This window comes from Aequorivita sublithincola DSM 14238, from assembly GCF_000265385.1.
Taxonomy (GTDB): domain Bacteria; phylum Bacteroidota; class Bacteroidia; order Flavobacteriales; family Flavobacteriaceae; genus Aequorivita; species Aequorivita sublithincola.
In genome coordinates, this window is record NC_018013.1 from 2,455,613 (window position 1) to 2,472,052 (window position 16,440).

At 36.1% G+C, this 16,440-nt stretch carries 15 protein-coding genes and 1 pseudogene; 7 read left to right on the forward strand and 9 right to left on the reverse strand.

Annotated features, from left to right (window positions below; genetic code table 11):
* Positions 1 to 53 precede the first annotated feature (53 nt).
* On the reverse strand, positions 54 to 791 hold the full coding sequence (locus tag AEQSU_RS11255; protein WP_014782990.1) for a glycosyltransferase family 2 protein: 738 nt from the start codon (positions 789 to 791) through the stop codon (positions 54 to 56).
* A gap of 129 nt (positions 792 to 920) precedes the next feature.
* Here AEQSU_RS11255 and AEQSU_RS16910 point away from each other — a divergent pair.
* Positions 921 to 1,736 (forward strand): annotated as a pseudogene (locus AEQSU_RS16910) (glycosyltransferase family 2 protein); the annotation flags it as partial.
* Positions 1,737 to 1,769: 33 nt separating this feature from the next.
* On the forward strand, positions 1,770 to 2,606 hold the full coding sequence (locus AEQSU_RS16915; protein ID WP_342626287.1) for a glycosyltransferase family 2 protein: 837 nt from the start codon (positions 1,770 to 1,772) through the stop codon (positions 2,604 to 2,606).
* Here AEQSU_RS16915 and AEQSU_RS11270 read toward each other — a convergent pair.
* Complete coding sequence (locus AEQSU_RS11270; protein ID WP_014782992.1) at positions 2,603 to 3,676, reverse strand: glycosyltransferase family 9 protein; 1,074 nt, start codon at positions 3,674 to 3,676, stop codon at positions 2,603 to 2,605. The two genes, AEQSU_RS16915 and AEQSU_RS11270, sit on opposite strands and share 4 nt — an antisense overlap.
* A gap of 173 nt (positions 3,677 to 3,849) precedes the next feature.
* On the opposite strand from AEQSU_RS11270, the gene AEQSU_RS11275 reads away from it, so the two are divergent.
* Positions 3,850 to 4,596, forward strand: a complete 747-nt coding sequence (locus AEQSU_RS11275; RefSeq protein ID WP_014782993.1) for a lipopolysaccharide kinase InaA family protein — start codon at positions 3,850 to 3,852, stop codon at positions 4,594 to 4,596.
* A 31-nt stretch (positions 4,597 to 4,627) separates the two neighbouring features.
* Here AEQSU_RS11275 and AEQSU_RS11280 read toward each other — a convergent pair whose 3' ends face one another.
* Both AEQSU_RS11280 and AEQSU_RS11285 read right to left on the reverse strand, forming a co-directional pair.
* On the reverse strand, positions 4,628 to 5,884 hold the full coding sequence (locus AEQSU_RS11280; RefSeq protein WP_014782994.1) for an AbiH family protein: 1,257 nt from the start codon (positions 5,882 to 5,884) through the stop codon (positions 4,628 to 4,630).
* Between the two features lie 114 nt (positions 5,885 to 5,998).
* On the reverse strand, positions 5,999 to 6,814 hold the full coding sequence (locus tag AEQSU_RS11285; RefSeq protein WP_042492454.1) for a 2,3,4,5-tetrahydropyridine-2,6-dicarboxylate N-succinyltransferase: 816 nt from the start codon (positions 6,812 to 6,814) through the stop codon (positions 5,999 to 6,001).
* 157 nt (positions 6,815 to 6,971) lie between these two features.
* Between AEQSU_RS11285 and ruvX the strand changes: the two genes are divergently transcribed.
* The 4 genes from ruvX (at position 6,972) to mazG (ending at position 9,746) form a co-directional block, all read left to right on the forward strand.
* On the forward strand, positions 6,972 to 7,382 hold the full coding sequence (gene ruvX / locus AEQSU_RS11290; RefSeq protein WP_014782996.1) for a Holliday junction resolvase RuvX: 411 nt from the start codon (positions 6,972 to 6,974) through the stop codon (positions 7,380 to 7,382).
* Positions 7,383 to 7,499: 117 nt separating this feature from the next.
* Positions 7,500 to 8,090: a peptide deformylase gene (gene def / locus AEQSU_RS11295; protein ID WP_014782997.1), complete on the forward strand. Its 591-nt coding sequence runs from the start codon at positions 7,500 to 7,502 to the stop codon at positions 8,088 to 8,090.
* A 65-nt stretch (positions 8,091 to 8,155) separates the two neighbouring features.
* Positions 8,156 to 8,701, forward strand: coding sequence for a DUF5606 family protein (locus AEQSU_RS11300; RefSeq protein ID WP_014782998.1), 546 nt, complete (start codon positions 8,156 to 8,158; stop codon positions 8,699 to 8,701).
* Positions 8,702 to 8,966: 265 nt separating this feature from the next.
* The gene (mazG, locus tag AEQSU_RS11305) at positions 8,967 to 9,746 is read left to right on the forward strand and encodes a nucleoside triphosphate pyrophosphohydrolase (RefSeq protein ID WP_042492455.1); all 780 of its coding nucleotides are present in this window, start codon (positions 8,967 to 8,969) and stop codon (positions 9,744 to 9,746) included.
* A 113-nt stretch (positions 9,747 to 9,859) separates the two neighbouring features.
* Here mazG and AEQSU_RS11310 read toward each other — a convergent pair whose 3' ends face one another.
* From AEQSU_RS11310 to AEQSU_RS11330, 5 genes are all read right to left on the reverse strand, one after another.
* Complete coding sequence (locus AEQSU_RS11310; RefSeq protein WP_014783000.1) at positions 9,860 to 11,992, reverse strand: DUF349 domain-containing protein; 2,133 nt, start codon at positions 11,990 to 11,992, stop codon at positions 9,860 to 9,862.
* A 102-nt stretch (positions 11,993 to 12,094) separates the two neighbouring features.
* Positions 12,095 to 12,826 carry a shikimate dehydrogenase family protein gene (locus tag AEQSU_RS11315; RefSeq protein ID WP_014783001.1) on the reverse strand — a complete coding sequence of 244 codons (732 nt, stop codon included), beginning with the start codon at positions 12,824 to 12,826 and terminating at the stop codon, positions 12,095 to 12,097.
* The gene (locus AEQSU_RS11320; protein WP_014783002.1) at positions 12,819 to 13,841 is read right to left on the reverse strand and encodes a DUF368 domain-containing protein; all 1,023 of its coding nucleotides are present in this window, start codon (positions 13,839 to 13,841) and stop codon (positions 12,819 to 12,821) included. Before AEQSU_RS11320 ends, AEQSU_RS11315 begins: the two co-directional genes overlap by 8 nt.
* 71 nt (positions 13,842 to 13,912) lie before the next feature.
* A complete protein-coding gene (locus AEQSU_RS11325; RefSeq protein WP_014783003.1) occupies positions 13,913 to 14,905 on the reverse strand; it encodes a DUF368 domain-containing protein in 993 nt (330 codons plus the stop codon).
* Positions 14,906 to 14,940: 35 nt separating this feature from the next.
* A complete protein-coding gene (locus tag AEQSU_RS11330; protein WP_014783004.1) occupies positions 14,941 to 16,341 on the reverse strand; it encodes a tetratricopeptide repeat protein in 1,401 nt (466 codons plus the stop codon).
* Between the last annotated feature and the right edge of the window lie 99 nt (positions 16,342 to 16,440).

Below are 16,440 nucleotides of genomic sequence, written 5' to 3' on the forward strand. Positions count from 1 at the left end.
TTTAGTCGAGATCCGTCATCCGTCATCCAGCATCCGTCATTTATCATTCAACTTCATCTCATCCCTTTTCGAAGCAACATTAGCTTCACATATCTTTCAAAAACGCCGTAGGCATTTACAGCGGCAACGGTCATTCCTGGAACGCCATCGCGGAAACCACCTTTTAAAATGAAGGAGCGAAAAAAGCGGTAGCTTGGTTTAAAAAGTAAGTAAAACCAAGTTGCTTTTTTATCTTTATCAAATTGCTGTTGCGCCTGAAACCAAGCGTACGATTCTTTTTTTGAAATATAGTTGTCCAAACCTTTGTAGGTAAAATGGAGCATTTTGTTTTTTAGTTTTCCTATGCTTCCCTCACATTGCAATTTCTCGTGAACAGAGCCAGAAAATGCGGCAACTTCCCGTTTTACTAATCGCAAAACATCATCGCTGTGATGATAGAGAAAACGGTTCATATAAAAATGTGGAAAGTTTATTTTATAACCACCGTGTTTTGGGTTTTGGATGGTTTCCTTAATTTCGGCTTCCAGAGAATGTGTCACGCGTTCGTCTGCATCCACAAAGAGAACCCAATCGCCAGTTGCTTCTTTTAAAGCGGAATTTTTCTGGTTTGAGAAATTATCGAATTTTCGTTGAAGGAACTTTGTTGCGTAATTGTTCGCGATTTCAGGTGTGTTGTCTGTGCTGAAAGAATCAATAACGATTATTTCATCGGCAAATGCTACTGAAAAAAGCGCATCTTCAAGATAGGCTTCTTCGTTGAAAGTTGGTATGATTACGGTTAATTTCGGCATTTAGATTTACCACGAATTCACGAATAGCATGTATAAAAACATTCGTGTATTCGTGGTGCTTTGTTTTATTCGAAATTACAACTTTTTGTTTCCTAAGCCAACTTGATAAATAACTTTATCTTTGCACAGATGAAGCAGCTTGACACTTCCATAATTATAAGTACATACAATTCCACCGACTGGTTGAAGAAAGTTTTGTATGGCTATAATAATCAAACATATAGGCAATTTGAAGTGGTAATTGCGGACGACGGTTCCAATGACGAAACGCGGCAATTGCTGAATAGGATGGAAGCGGAGGTTTTTTACCCAATCGTCCATGTTTGGCATGAAGACAACGGTTTTCAGAAATCGCAGATACTTAATAAAGCCATTCAGCAGTGCAATACGGAATATATTATTATGAGCGATGGCGACTGCATTCCGCGGAAAGATTTTGTGGAACAGCACGTTAAGTATCGCGAGGAAGGCTATTTTCTTTCAGGCGGTTATTTTATGTTGCCGATGAATATTTCTGAAGAAATTACCAAGGAAGACATTTATACAGAAAAATGTTTTGATGTTTCTTGGCTTAAGAAAAATGGATTGGCTTCTTCCTTTAAAAATAACAAATTACATTCCGGTCCGCTGAAGGCTTCGTTTTTAAACTCTTTAACGCCTACCAATGCCAGTTGGAACGGTCACAATGCTTCAGGTTGGAAGAAAGATATTTTGGCAATCAACGGCTTTGATGAACGGATGCAATACGGCGGCCAAGACCGTGAACTTGGAGAGCGTTTGATCAACTTGGGCATAAAAAGCAAGCAGATTCGCTACAACGCGGTGGTGCTTCATTTGGATCATCCGCGTGGTTATAAAAACGAAGAGTCCATTAAAAAGAATCTTGCTATTCGCAAACTTACCCGCGACCAAAAAATTAAATGGACGCCTTACGGTATTGTGAAAGGTGCTTCCACAACTCCTTATGTTTCAGTGATTGTGAGCACTTACAATCAGCCGGAATGGCTTCAAAAGGCACTTTGGGGTTTTGAGCAGCAGCTTGAAAAAAATTTTGAAGTTGTGATTGCCGACGACGGTTCTTCGCAAGAAACCAAAAATTTGATTGATTCCTTCAAAGAAAATTCTTCATTAAATATAACTCACGTTTGGCAGGAAGATCACGGTTTTCAGAAAACAAAAATTTTGAATAAGGCCATAATTGCTTCAAACGGGGAATACTTGATTTTTACTGATGGCGACTGTATTCCTCGAAAAGATTTGGTTTCAACACATTTGGGGCTTAGTCGTCCAGGATGTTTTCTTTCGGCTGGATATTTTAAATTGTCGATGAAAATTTCGAAGCAAATCACTAAAAACGATATTGAAACTCATCGCTGTTTCAATGCGAAATGGCTTTTGAAGCACGGCTTAAAAAAGACTTTTAAAATAAATAAACTTACTTCCTACGGTTTGAAGGAAGATATTTTAAACACTTTCACCCCAACAAGCGCCACTTGGGATGGAAATAATGCTTCTGGTTGGCGTAAAGATGTGCTTGCAGTAAACGGTTTTGACGAACGTATGCAATACGGCGGCGAAGACCGTGAAATGGGTGAGCGTTTGATGAACTACGGAATTAAGCCGCAGCAAATTAGATATAGCACCGTAACGCTTCATTTGGATCACGAACGCGGTTATGTAACTAAGGAAATGTTTGTGAAAAATAAAGCAATCCGAAAAGTGACAAAGCAGGAAAAGCTAGTTTGGACAGAACACGGGATTAGTAAATCTGCAAACCCAGAAAGTCTTTCTAAGCAAGAAATTTTAAAGAATTAGGAAGAAAACTTCGAAAGATGATGTTCTAGAAAAGGTTTCAGTTTTGAAAGAATCATTTCTGGAGTTAATTCTTTGTAAAGTGAGTGAGGATCTTCTTCAATATTGCGTCTTTCTTCTAAAGTAAAGCTGCTGAAAAGATCAGGCTTTTCTTCTAATAAGTGAATAGAATCGTGGTGATCTCCATCTTCAAAACTGCACCAATGTTCTTTGTTTACATAAGGCGAATAAATCGTGAAAGTCGGTTTGTCAAGTGCTTTGGTGATGTGAACGCTTCCACCTTCGTTTGAAACTAAGAGATCACATTTGTTCATTAATGTTATAAATCCGCGGATAGAGTCTTCGTAAATGTCGAGGTTTATTTGGTATTTGTTTTCACACATTTCATAAACCTTCTGCGCTTCTTCTTTTTGGTTTGGTGCGTAGTTGAATAGAACCGTACCGTGATAATTTTCGGTTATATAATTGATTATTTCAACCATATATTCATACGGCATGGATTTTTGGGGCGTGCTGCCCAAAATGCCTAGCATAATCACTGGTTTTTGGAGGGAATCAATTCGGTTGTATTGTTTTTCTTCTTCAGTTAGGAAAATTTTTGGAGCGTATTCTGGTTCTTTTAGTTCAAAAACCGAGGCTATCATATTGATTCTGTCTTCAATTGCTTTCCCGCAATTTTTGGAGCGATGTTCTAAATGACTTATTGGATGGGTGTAAAACGGAAGTTTTAATTCTTTGTGGGCGCGTTTCAGTCCGATTCTGTATTCGGCACCAGAAAAGAGACAGATTAACCTGCTTTGTAGTTTGGAATATGGATCAAAAATAATATCATAATCTTCTTTTTTTATTTTTGAAATAGTCTGAAAAAGCTTGGTATAACTCTTTAGTTCTTTTTCTTTTACGGCGATAATTCGGTCAATGTTTGGATTGTTTTCAAGAACGCCAGAAGTATATTCATAAACAAAATAGGTTACTTCGCTTTGCGGAAAAACCTTCTTTATATTATTGGCAATGACGGAGCTGATGAGCACGTCGCCAATTCTTTTGTTTTGTATTACGAGTATTTTCTTCATAAAACTTGCTTTCGCAAAACTTAGGATAACCCCCTGCCCCCTAAAGGGGGAAGATACCCTTGTTCCAAAGGGGGAATATTGCTGTCTTTAAAATTCCTCCCTTTAGGGTTGGGGCAAGAATTTTAATGGATTACCTTCGCAAAATACCTTTTTAGAATATATCTTTTTTATAAATGCACGAGAATTTTGTAATTCATCCAAATTATTCCCACTTAGCAGCAAAGCTAACGGATGTGCTTCATAATTTTTCAAAAAAAGGGGAATATGTTACAAAAGGGGAACGCAATGTTATAAAAAAGGTACAGATTGAGGAAACTTTCTTCAATATTAAAAAATTTAAGACACCGAATGCATTTCAGTCTTTGGTGTATCAATTTCTTAGGAAAAGTAAAGCGAAACGGTCTTTTGAGTATGCTTCAAAGTTGATTGATTTTGGAATAAAAACTCCTTTCCCCGTGGCATATTTAGAAGTCTTTTCAGGTGGTTTGAAAGAAAGTTTCTATGTAAGTGAACACGTGAATTATGATTTTGATTTCCGGGAATTAATACACAATCCGAAGTTTGAAAATAGAAACGAAATCTTACGTCAGTTTACGCAATTCACTTTTAAACTTCATGAAAATGGCGTGAATTTTTTAGATCATTCTCCAGGAAATACGCTGATCGTGGATCGCGGTAACGATACCTACGAATTCTATTTAATTGATTTAAACCGAATGCGTTTTGAACCGATGGATTTTAATGCGCGGATGCACAATTTTAGAAGGTTATGGCTTTCAAAAACAATGATGAAAGTGATGGCGCAGGAATATGCCGAACTTTATAACAAATCTGTTGATGGCACTTATGCGCTGATGTTGCACTATAGTAGGGAGTTTCAGAAGAAGGTTAATAGTAAGAAGTTGCGGAGGAGGCGGTAACATTTAAACTCGTGTTAGCAACAGGCTTTTCTCAGTTTAGTGGTTCGCAATATGTTTTATTAACAACTCTGTCTCTCATCAAGGTTTTGTCATTAAAATTGCGAGATATATTTTTTATTATTTCACTAAAATTATTTTTGCCCTCTCCTTTATCGTGATAGAAAACTTTTATAGATCCACAATTTTCGTTTTCAAATATCGTGTTTAAAAGAGTTCTGTCCGAGATTCCACAAGAATGTCCCATCATAAAAACTTGGTAATTACCACTATTTATAAATTCAAGTAGCTTTTTATAATTGTCTGTATCTAAATATTTTATTGACTTAATGTTTTCTAAATAGTCGTTGTTATCTAGTCTTTCAATGCTTTTGTAATCTTCATCGAGCTCATCTCCAAATCCAAAAATTATAGGGTTGTTATCTTCTTTTCTATTACTTCCGTGAATGTGCAAATATTCAAAAGATTTTCCAAGCCATTTTTCATCTGATGCTGGAAGTTTATATAGTGTATCGGTAAAAGTGTAATTGAAGTTTAAAAACAGTGTATTATCTGGTAGTAAATCGAAAAACCGATTTGCATCTTTTGATAAAATAAATTTTTTCAATTCTTCAATGGATGCGTTATATCTCAAGACTGTCATTAGAGAAGAATTCTTTTCTGATAAATCGTTATGGGTAATGTTTTTTTCTATTAAATTTTTGGAGATGACTTTATAATTTTCATATTCTATATCCAATTTATGTTTTATCGAACTTTCAGAAAAATCTCTTAAATTAAAAATCGAATTTATTATTTCCTGAATTCTATTCCTTGTTCTAAAAACATTTGCTGAAATGTTTTTATCAAAATCAAGTTCCACTTTCAATAAATAAGCTCCTAACAAATCTTTGACTTTTGAAAAATCCGTATTTAATTCTTTTATAGAATAATTATTATTAATTGTATCACTAAAACAGTTTTTTAATAATTGATAGTATTCATTTTCAATATCAACCCAGTTTTGGATATAACTTTTCTCGGAAATTTTGTCTAAAAATATATTTTTAAACTCTATACTAGTATTCCCACCTTGAATACTTCTTTTAAAATCATTATATTTAAAGCCGGGTATCCATACAGAGGGAACATTTTTGATAGAAATAAAATCATCTTCATAAATTTCTTTACCTTCAAATTTCTGTACATTCTTAACGGTTTGTGTCCAAAAATCTTCAAGAAAATTATTGTATGAAGTCGGTAAACCGTGAGCTAAATCAAAACCATTACCAATTAGTATTATTCTATTCATTATTTTTCATTGTAATTTTTTTTCAGCTTGTGGCTAAAATGTGGATATACGCAACAGTTTCATTTATTCCCATTATATAAAGCTATATTATTTTAACTTTATAAAATGCAGTCTTTAAACCGCAACCCCATACTCCCGAAGCGCATCATTCAAAGAAGTCTTTAAATTAGTACTCTCCTTCCGCACCCCAATAATCAACGCACACGGCACTTGGTAATCGCCAGCAGGAAATTTTTTGGTATAGCTTCCAGGTATAACAACGGAACGTTCGGGAACATATCCTTTTACTTCTATAGGTTTTTCACCAGTAACATCAATAATTTTTGTGGAAGCAGTAAGGACCACGTTAGCACCCAAAACAGCTTCTTTACCTACGCGAACGCCTTCAACAACTATACAGCGCGAACCTATAAAAGCGCCATCTTCAATAATAACGGGTGCGGCTTGTAGCGGTTCCAAAACGCCGCCAATACCTACGCCACCACTCAGGTGTACGTTTTTACCAATCTGTGCGCAACTACCCACAGTGGCCCAAGTATCTACCATAGTACCTTCATCTACATAAGCGCCAATGTTTACGTAGCTTGGCATTAAGATTACACCTTTAGAAATGTAGGCACCATGACGTGCAACAGCGTTCGGAACTACGCGAATTCCTTTAGCTTCATAACCAGATTTTAGCGGAATTTTATCGTGATACTCAAAAATACCAGCTTCCAAAGTCTTCATTTTTTGAATAGGGAAGTAGAGCACGATTGCTTTTTTAACCCATTCGTTTACTTGCCAACCGTCTGCAACAGGCTCTGCGCAGCGCAGTTTGCCCTCATCACAAAGGTTTACTACTTCGCGTATGGCGACGATGGTTTCTGGTTCGGAAAGAAGGGAACGGTCTTCCCAAGCTTTTTCTATGGTTTGTTGAAGTTCTGTCATCTGTTGTCGGTTATCTGTTATAGGTTGGGCTTTTGTATCTGTCATCAGTCACCTAGCATCCAACTCGGGCATCTTTTCAACAAATATAAGCTTCATAATTCAAAATTGCGGTTCATAATAGTATAGTAATTCACAAACCCTTATTTTTGCAACCAATATGGGACGGATTTTAGCATTGGATTACGGAAGCAAGCGAACAGGTATCGCTATTACGGACGAATTGAAGTTAATAGCTTCTGGTCTTACAACGGTTTCTACTTCTGAATTGATGGATTTTTTGAAGAAATATATCGCGTCAGAAAAAGTAGAATTAGTTTTAGTAGGTGAACCAAAGCAAAAAGATGGAACCCATTCCAGTATTGAAGAAGAAATTCAGAAGTTTTTGAAGAAATTTTTCAACATTTTTCCAAACTTAGAAGTGAAACGCGTTGATGAGCGTTACACCAGTAAAATGGCGTTCCAAACGATGATTGACAGCGGATTGAAAAAGAAGCAACGACAGAATAAAGCATTGGTTGACGAAATTAGTGCGACGATAATTCTTCAGGAATATCTTTATAATAAATAGAATTGAAAAAGTTTGCAGTCTCAGTTTTCAGTAGGCTCGCGATTTATCGCGCGCACGTGATTTAAAATATTTGAACCGATAATTAATCATTATACATTCAACAATAAACATTAAAAAATGATTTTACCAATAATAGCCTACGGCGACCCAGTTTTACGAAAGGAAACCGAAATAATAACCAAAGACCATCCAAACTTGGAGGCTGTGCTTGAAAATATGTTCGAAACGATGTATGAAGCACGCGGTATTGGTCTTGCGGCACCTCAGGTAAATTTACCCATCCGTCTGTTTATAGTGGATGCCACGCCGTTTGAGGATGATGAAGATCTTTCAGAAGAAGAACAAAAGTTTCTTTCCACCTTCAAAAAGGTATTTATCAACGCTCGAATTGTTAAGGAATCTGGCGATGAATGGGCATTTAATGAGGGATGTTTAAGCATTCCAGATGTGCGTGAGGATGTTTTCCGTCAGCCAGATATAGTTATTGAATATGAAGATGAAAATTTCAAAAAACACAAAGAAACATTCAGCGGGATAGTAGCGCGAATTATTCAACATGAATATGATCATATTGAAGGTATTCTCTTTACTGACAAGCTTTCGTCGTTAAAGAAAAGATTGATAAAAAGTAAGTTGACGAACATTTCAAAAGGGAATATTAGTACGGATTACCGCATGAAATTTCCAAATGCAAAAAAGAAACGTTAACTCGCTTGTATATATTAATCAAACCAAAGATATTTGTATCCGTTAAAAAAATTTAAAAGTATTCTATGAGCTTAGAAAAAGTGCTTTCCATTGCCGGTAAACCCGGTTTGTACAAACTGAAATCCCAAACCCGCGCAGGTTTTCTTGCGGAATCATTACTAGACGGGAAAACCATTAATGTAGGTGGTCGCCAGAACGTGAGTTTACTTTCTGAAATCGCTATCTATACGCTTACTGAAGAAGTGCCGTTGCGTAAAGTATTCGAAAAAATTTCTAAAAAAGAAGATGGAAAAGAGGCAATTAGCCACAAGGTAGCTAAGGAAGAGTTGGAAGAATATTTCTTCTCCGTTATGCCAGATTATGATGAAGACAGAGTTTACGCTAGTGACATCAAAAAAGTTGTGCAGTGGTATAATTTGCTCGTAAAAAACGGACTTACTGATTTTTCTGAAGCAAAAAAAGAAGACATTGAAGAGGATAAAGAAGCGATAACTACAAAATCGACTAAAGTTACTTCTCCAAAAGCAGCAGCTCCAAAGTCCAATACGCCAAAAGCTTCCTCTAGTAAAAAAGGAGGTGCTACTAAGAGTGCAGCTTCTCGTAAAACCTAAATAATAAATTTCGATTCAATAATATAAATCCCGAAAGTTTCAATACTTGCGGGATTTTTTTGTTACTTTTTACTTAAATTCAAAACAAGAAACAAGAAACAAGAAACAAGAAACAAGAAACAAGAAACAAGAAACAAGAAACAAGAAACAAGAAACAAGAAACAAGAAACAAGAAACAAGAAACAAGAAACAAGAAACAAGAAACAAGAAACAAGAAACAAGAAACAAGAAACAAGAAACAAGAAACAAGAAACAAGAAACAAAAATGAACTCCCGAAAAGATCAACTTCAAGCCTTCGATAGATTATTAACCATTATGGATGAACTGCGTGCACAATGCCCGTGGGACCAAAAGCAAACGATGCAAACGCTGCGTCATTTAACTATTGAAGAGACTTACGAGTTGGGCGATGCAATCTTAGAAAATGATCTAGATGAAGTAAAGAAAGAATTAGGAGATGTTTTGCTACATATCGTTTTTTATGCGAAAATAGGCAGCGAAACCAGCGATTTTGACATTGCTGATGTTTGTAACGAGATTTCGGAAAAACTAATTTTCAGACATCCACATATTTATGGCGACGTAGAAGTTGCGGACGAAGAAGAAGTGAAAAGAAATTGGGAAAATTTAAAGCTGAAAGAAGGCAAAAAAAGTGTTTTGGAAGGTGTTCCAAAATCGTTGCCGGCATTGGTGAAAGCCAGTAGAATTCAGGAGAAAGTTGCTGGCGTTGGGTTTGACTGGGAAGAGCCACAGCAAGTTTTTGAAAAATTGCAAGAAGAACTTGGCGAGCTGCAACACGAAATAAACGAAAACAATCTAGAAAAAATTGAAGCCGAATTTGGCGATGTGCTTTTCTCAATGATAAACTACGCTCGCTTCCTAAAAGTGAATCCAGAAAATGCGCTAGAGCGCACCAATAAAAAATTCATAAAACGCTTTCAATATTTGGAAGGCAAAGCCAAGGAAATAGATAAATCTTTAAAAGATATGACTTTGGAAGAGATGGACATTTTTTGGAACGAAGCTAAAACTTCAATCGGATAAAGCGTAAAGGCGCACGGACGTGCGTCTCACACGATCAAACCACTTTAAATAAAAAGGCGCACTGCAAATAAAAAGAGACGCACGAACGTGCGTCTCTACGTTGTGTTATGATATTATTCCCGAACCTCTTTAATCTTCGAAAGCTTCGCTTTCCAAACTTCAAGTTGTTCTTTGTGACGTTCAATGTTATTATGAACTTCCTTCACCATTGGATTATCGTCTGGAACGTGACGGAAAAAGCCTAGATTGTTCTCCAATTGTCTTATTTCATCACGAGTTTCATCAATTTTCTTCGAAATAAAGAAATGCTCGTTTTGTAATTTACGATCGTCGTCTCGGTTTACAAGCGTATTTAATTTATTGTCAAACTTGATAAGTTCAGTTTCCTTTTTGCCCAAATCGAGTTTAGAGAAAAGGCCATCCAACGTTTTGTTGAATTTTTGTTCAATGTTGCGTTTGTTATAAGGTACGCGACCAAGTTCCTTCCAAGCTGAAATATTTTCCTTTATAGTTTTTAAATCGGCTTTGTGGTCGCCGCTTAGTTTAAAAGAGGAAAGCTTTTCGAGCATTTCCTGCTTGGCTTCATAATGAACAACTTCTTCTTTATTGGCTTCATTTTTCTGAGCATGAAGTCTGTCAAAATAATGATTACAGGTCTTTTTGAAGCGTTTCCACAACTTGTCACTGTCCTTTCGCGGCACGTGACCAATGGTTTTCCAATCGCCTTGAATTTTTTTCATCAACGCAGTTGTAACGTCAAAATCCTCACTGTCTTTGTTGTCTTCAGCAATTTTTATGAGCTCACGTTTCTTTTCAAGATTGGCGTACTGTTCCTTTTTCTGGTTTTTATAAAAACTGTTTTTTTCGTGGTTGAAATTTCCAGTTGCGTCCTTAAATAACTTCCAAATTTCTTTGTTGTTATTTCTTGGAACACGCCCAGTATTGAAAAAAGCATCCCGAAGTTCTTGCACTTTTTTAATAGCATTCTGCCAACCTTGGTGACTCGGTTTGGCTTCTTCGGTGGTTTTTATTAACTCTTCAACAAGTTGCTTTTTCTTTTCGTAGTTGGTTTCAAAGTCTTTCTCCATCTCAGCCAATTGTTCTTGGCGTTTGTCGTGGATAATTTTTGTAGCGTCGCTAAACTTGTCCCAAACTTCATCGCGATATTCCTGCGCCACGGGTCCAATTTCTTCTTTCCACATTTTGTGGAGCATTTGAAGTTCACGGAAAGCCTTATTAACATTTTCTTCTTGTCCAAGCTCTTCAGCGCGCGTAATAAGTTTCAGTTTTGCGTCTAGGTTGTGTTTAAAATCTAAGTCGCGGAACTCACGGTTTAGATGAAGAAAATCGTAGAAATTCTCAACATGATGATGATAGGTATTCCAAACGGTGTTGTATTTGTCCCTTGGAATTGCCCCAGCAACATGCCATTTTTCCTGAATATCTTTAAAATGTTTGTAGGTTGTATTTATATTTTCTTCGGCGCTCAAAAGACTTTTTAATTCTTCTATAAGTTCCCAGCGCTTGTCCATATTGGCCTGAAGATCTTTTTTAAGATTTTTATAATGGCCGTTACGCTTTTCTTTATAGTCGAAATAAAGCGTATTAAATTCTTTTCTTAAGGGTGTAGTGTAGTGGAAGTCAATTATATTTCCGCCCTCGGCAAGAAATTCTTCTTTTTTCTGCTCTAATTCTTCATTGAATTGATTGTTGAATTCTGAACGAATTTCCTCAACATCGTGCTTTAATTCCTGAATTTTTTTGGTTTTCAGTAATTTATCAAGCTCGGCAATCAATTCTTTTTTGGAAAGTGTGCTGTAATCTTTTTGCTCTGTTTCTTCATTTTCTTCCTCTTCGTCATCTTCAGATGAAGCCACTTCTTCTTCCTCGTCTTCATCCTCAGAATCTTGGTCTTCAGCCGATGCTTCTTCTTTGTGAGTCGTAGTCGAGGCTTCATTTGCAGACTCTTCAGTATTAGAATCTTCAGGGTTTGCTTCAGAAATAATTTCGCTTAATTGAGTGGCTTCAACTTCTTCTTTAACAGTAGTTTCGGCTTCAGAAGTTTCTTCGGTTTTGTTTTCTTCAGAATTGTTTTCTGGAATATTTGCTACCGTTTCCGTTCCTTCAACTTTGTTTTCAGCATCAACTTTCGTTTCTACTAAGGTTTCGGTAGTTGGAATTTCTTTTGAATTTTCTTCCGTGTTTGGAGTTTGAAGTTCTTCTTTCGGCAATTTTTCGTCAGACATTTGTTTCAATGTTAAGGTTCGTTTTTCTTGGAGGGTCAAGATACTAACAACTGCGCAACTGGCAAAGCACAGGGCGTTTTTTTGAGGTTTTTTTTGTAAATTTTATGAATTCCAAATTTCCCAAGCTTTCTCAGCTTGCAATTCTAGCATTTTCAGTCCGTTGCTTGTTTTTGCACCTTGAAGCTTTCCGCGTTTTAAAAATTCAGTTTCCGCTGGATTATAAATCAAATCGAAAAGTAAATGGTTTTTTGTTAGAAATTGATAGGGAATGGGCGGACAATCTGTAATATTTGGAAAAGTTCCCAAAGGCGTGCAGTTAATTATTAATAAATGATTGTCGAGAATTGATTTGTTTAAATCTTCATAATTCAAAGTGTTCATTACTTTGCTTCTACTTACAAATTTGAAACTAAATCCAAGCTTTTCAAGCGCGTAAGCCACAGCTTTTGAAGCTCCACCAGTTCCTAAAATTAAAGCTGTTTTCTGTTGAAGCGGTAAAAGAGCTTCCAACGATTTTTGAAAACCAAAATGATCTGTGTTGTAACCTTTTAACTTGTTGTCTTTTAAAATTTTAATAGTGTTTACAGCGCCAATTTTTTCGGCTTCTTTGTCTAAACTATGCAAATATGAAATCACTTCCTGCTTATAAGGAATAGTGACGTTCAGTCCTTTTAAATCAGGCGTTTCTGAAATAATCTTTGGAAAAAATTCTATGGAAGAAATATCAAAATTTTCGTATGAATGTGGAAGATCTTCGCTTTCAAATTTTTCAGAAAAGAACGTTTTCGAAAATGAATAGCTTATGTTTTTTCCTGCTAATCCAAATTTAGACATGTTGTTTCTTTTTGTAGTTGTCGTACCAATCTAGGCTTAAAACAATTAGCGCTCCAATAATCATAAAAATGATTGCTAGAAGAACTTCTTGATTAAATTCAGAAGGAAAATATCTGGTATAACCGCTAATTATTTCTCTGCCGTTAGCATCAAGTTTGATATTGTCCAAACTGTCTAAAACATAAATTTCATCCTTCCAAGGCCAAACTACGCCCAGTGAACCTGCAATAAATCCAATAATAACAGCGTAAGTGGCTTTTTTGTATCTTTTTAAAACGTAACCCAAAAGGTGTGAAAGTGAAACAAGACCGACCAAAGAACCTAATGAAAATACGACCAGAACTTTTAGAAGTTGAATTCTTTCTGGATCATAAATCCAACCGAAATCCAGCTGAATAATATTCGCAAACGTATCGAAAAGGGCGTTTACGGCATCTACCAAGAGCAACACATAATTCCCCAATAATATTAAGATGAAAGAGCCAGAAAGTCCGGGCAGCGTCATTCCTGAAACACTTATAATTCCGCAGAAAAACACGAAGAATAGGTTGCTGTTTTCCTTGGCAGGTTCCAGAAAACTTATCGCCACACCACCAATAACGCCACATAAAAGATATGCCGCATATTTTCGATTCCAATCTCCAAAATCTTTTGCTATAAAGTAAATGGAACCGATAATCATTCCGAAGAAAGCACTCCAAACATAAAGTTCGTAATGAACTATTAAATAGTCAAGAAGCTTGGAAATGCTGAAATAGCTGATAACCATTCCCAAAATAAGCAAGCTCAGAAATTGACCGTTTGTATAGCGGTATAAACTTTTAAAACGTCCGCCAATTAAAAGTTTAAATGCTTTTTTATTAATTTTTTGAAGCGAATAAATAAACTCCTCATAAAAACCTGCTACGAAAGCCACAACACCACCTGAAATGCCCGGAACTTTATTTGCTGCGCCCATCCCTAGTCCTTTTAAGACCAACCAAGTTTTATCGGAGAAGGAGCGGTTTTCGTACATTTTAATTATTCAGTATTCAGTGTTCAGTATTCTGTGTTCAGTATTGTTTGTTCAGTAGGATAAAATCAGTATTAAGATTGCTTAATGTCACTGCTTACTGCGACTTTCTTCACAGCAACCATTTCCAAGAGGAAAATAGTTAAAAAGCCAATTATTGCGAATAGAACCGCGTATAAAATTTGTGGACTACCATCATAATTTTGAGGAAGTATGCTTCTTTCAATGAAAGGAATATTTTCTCCCGCATGATTCATTCTGTATTGTAAAACTTCTTTCCATGGCCATATTTTGTTGAGAGCGCCAATCATAAAACCTGTGAGCACGGCAAGGATTAAATTTTTGTGATGTTTGAACATCCAATTCAATACTCTTGAAAACATTTTCAGCCCTAAAATTGCCCCGACTCCAAATATTAAAAGTTTACCGAACGCGCTAAAAAAGAGTGAGCTGTTTAGGGTCGTGATTCCTTCACTTAATTGGGTTACAATCCCAATAACCGCTGTGTAAGCGCCCAAGAGCAAAAGGATAAATGCGCCAGAGATTCCTGGAAGTATCATCGCGATTATAGCTATAAAACCAGCTAAAAACAGAAACCAAGTGCTTTCAGGAGAACCTATTGGGGCTGCAATTGTTATTAAGTAAGATAGGATGGAAGCTATAATAAGTGCTCCGATTACGGCAAATCTCCAATTGGTTATTTGTTTGCCAACGTAAACAATACTGGCAATTACCAACCCAAAGAAAAAGGACCAAACCATAATTGGGTAAGCCTCCAAAAGCCAAGTAATCAGTTTTGCGAGTGAAATAATACTTATGAAAACTCCTGAAAAAAGTGCCAGTAAAAAAGATAGGTTATAATGTTTCCAAGCCTTTAAAAAACCTTCCTTTTTCCAAATTTTGAAAAATTCAAGATCCACATTGTGAATGGTTTCTATAAGTTCCTCATAGATGCCTGAAATAAAAGCGATTGTTCCTCCGGAAACACCTGGAACTACGTCTGCAGCGCCCATTGCGAGCCCCTTTGCGGTTACTGTTAAATATTGGAGAAAAGTTCTTTGAGGCATAGATTTATTTTGCTAGAACCTCAAAAATACACAAATTATAGAGAAGGATTTTTGTGTTGTTTAATTATTTCAACAACCTTTTTCATTTGATAAACAATCGGAAATAATTCCTCTATAATCATCAAAAATTCAGGTTCAGATTTCAGCGCGTTCTTTAGGTGGAATGCACCATTGTCGTTTTCTTTCAGCGAATAATAGAGTCCCGAGAGACGATATTCCACTTCGGCGTTTTCTGGATAAAATTCCAACGCTTGATTAAAGTTGTTTACAGCTGCTTCATATTCGCCCAAATTGATTAAAATATCTCCGCGAGTTAACCACGATTCTATTTCGTAATTACCTAATTCCAAGGCTTTTCTATAACCAACTTCGGCTTCCTCAAAAAGGTTTAATTTATTATTGATTTTAGCGTATCGCTTCCAGTAAGACACATTTTCAGCATCAATATTTATAGCTTTTTCTATATAATAAAGTGCTTTTTGGTGTTGTTTACTTTTAATGTAAAAATCGGTAATTGCAATCCAACCTTTGTCTAGCAAGGAATCTTCTTCCACACATTTGGTGTAAAATTGAAGCGCCATTTCTGCATTGCCAAGTTTTTCATAGCATTTCCCCATTCGCAGTAAGGCGTATGAAGTTGGATCGTCCAGCCCTAAAGTAAGTGAGTAGCTTTCAATGGCTTCTGTGGGTTGATTTAATTTCTCTAAAACTCTTCCTTTTTCAAGATATGCACCAATAAAACGGTCGTCGCTAATTATGGCAAAATCAAAAGCTGCTAGTGCTTTTTTGTAATCTTTTAGCTCGTAATACTGCTTGCCAACTTGATGCCAAGCGACTTCGCAATACGGGTTTTTGTTGAGAAAATCATTTAGATAATCTATCGCTGCTTCATATTCATCAAGATATTCGAAGCAGTAAATAATATTATACAACGCGGAATAATCTTCTTCATCTTCTTCCAAACACTTCATAAAACAGTCTTTGGCATTTATATAATCTTCCAAGAAAAGATATTCCATTCCTAGCAATGATAGTACATCAGCTTCATCATCAGTAATTTCTAAAGCTTGTTCTAGTAGAAGGATTGCTTCCTTGTGCTTATCGCGTCGTGAAAAAATATTTGCTTTTTGAATGTAGATTTCTTCGTTGCTCTGTTCTAAAAGATACAGTTCGTCCAAAAGTTCGTCGGCGACGTCCAGTTGGTTTTCAAAAATGTACATTTCTATTTGGAAAAGCTTCAGGTTCGTAGATGTAGGATGTTGTTCCAAACCTAATTTGGTAGCTTTCTTGGCTAGTGCAATTTTACCATTTTCTAGGTAATGATGCACTATTTCTTCAAATTCGTCTGAATCGAAAAAGAGAACGTTGTTGGTTTTCAACATAGATTCGAATCTTTCCAGCGAGAAGTTATTTTGCTCGTTTGAACTTAATTGCATACGCACGGTTTAACGGTTTCTTCTATTTTAAAGATACTAATGTAAAAACAAGTTCAATAGTTATGCCGCCTTTCTTGTTAACGGACTTATCAACATAAA

What these genes read in the sequence shown, in the direction of transcription:
- AEQSU_RS11255 (WP_014782990.1), bottom strand. Translation starts at nt 791, where the DNA reads ATGCCGAAATTAACCGTAATCATACCAACTTTCAACGAAGAAGCCTAT.
- AEQSU_RS11270 (WP_014782992.1), bottom strand. Translation starts at nt 3,676, where the DNA reads ATGAAGAAAATACTCGTAATACAAAACAAAAGAATTGGCGACGTGCTC.
- AEQSU_RS11275 (WP_014782993.1), top strand. Translation starts at nt 3,850, where the DNA reads ATGCACGAGAATTTTGTAATTCATCCAAATTATTCCCACTTAGCAGCA.
- AEQSU_RS11280 (WP_014782994.1), bottom strand. Translation starts at nt 5,884, where the DNA reads ATGAATAGAATAATACTAATTGGTAATGGTTTTGATTTAGCTCACGGT.
- AEQSU_RS11285 (WP_042492454.1), bottom strand. Translation starts at nt 6,814, where the DNA reads ATGACAGAACTTCAACAAACCATAGAAAAAGCTTGGGAAGACCGTTCC.
- ruvX (WP_014782996.1), top strand. Translation starts at nt 6,972, where the DNA reads ATGGGACGGATTTTAGCATTGGATTACGGAAGCAAGCGAACAGGTATC.
- def (WP_014782997.1), top strand. Translation starts at nt 7,500, where the DNA reads ATGATTTTACCAATAATAGCCTACGGCGACCCAGTTTTACGAAAGGAA.
- AEQSU_RS11300 (WP_014782998.1), top strand. Translation starts at nt 8,156, where the DNA reads ATGAGCTTAGAAAAAGTGCTTTCCATTGCCGGTAAACCCGGTTTGTAC.
- mazG (WP_042492455.1), top strand. Translation starts at nt 8,967, where the DNA reads ATGAACTCCCGAAAAGATCAACTTCAAGCCTTCGATAGATTATTAACC.
- AEQSU_RS11310 (WP_014783000.1), bottom strand. Translation starts at nt 11,992, where the DNA reads ATGTCTGACGAAAAATTGCCGAAAGAAGAACTTCAAACTCCAAACACG.
- AEQSU_RS11315 (WP_014783001.1), bottom strand. Translation starts at nt 12,826, where the DNA reads ATGTCTAAATTTGGATTAGCAGGAAAAAACATAAGCTATTCATTTTCG.
- AEQSU_RS11320 (WP_014783002.1), bottom strand. Translation starts at nt 13,841, where the DNA reads ATGTACGAAAACCGCTCCTTCTCCGATAAAACTTGGTTGGTCTTAAAA.
- AEQSU_RS11325 (WP_014783003.1), bottom strand. Translation starts at nt 14,905, where the DNA reads ATGCCTCAAAGAACTTTTCTCCAATATTTAACAGTAACCGCAAAGGGG.
- AEQSU_RS11330 (WP_014783004.1), bottom strand. Translation starts at nt 16,341, where the DNA reads ATGCAATTAAGTTCAAACGAGCAAAATAACTTCTCGCTGGAAAGATTC.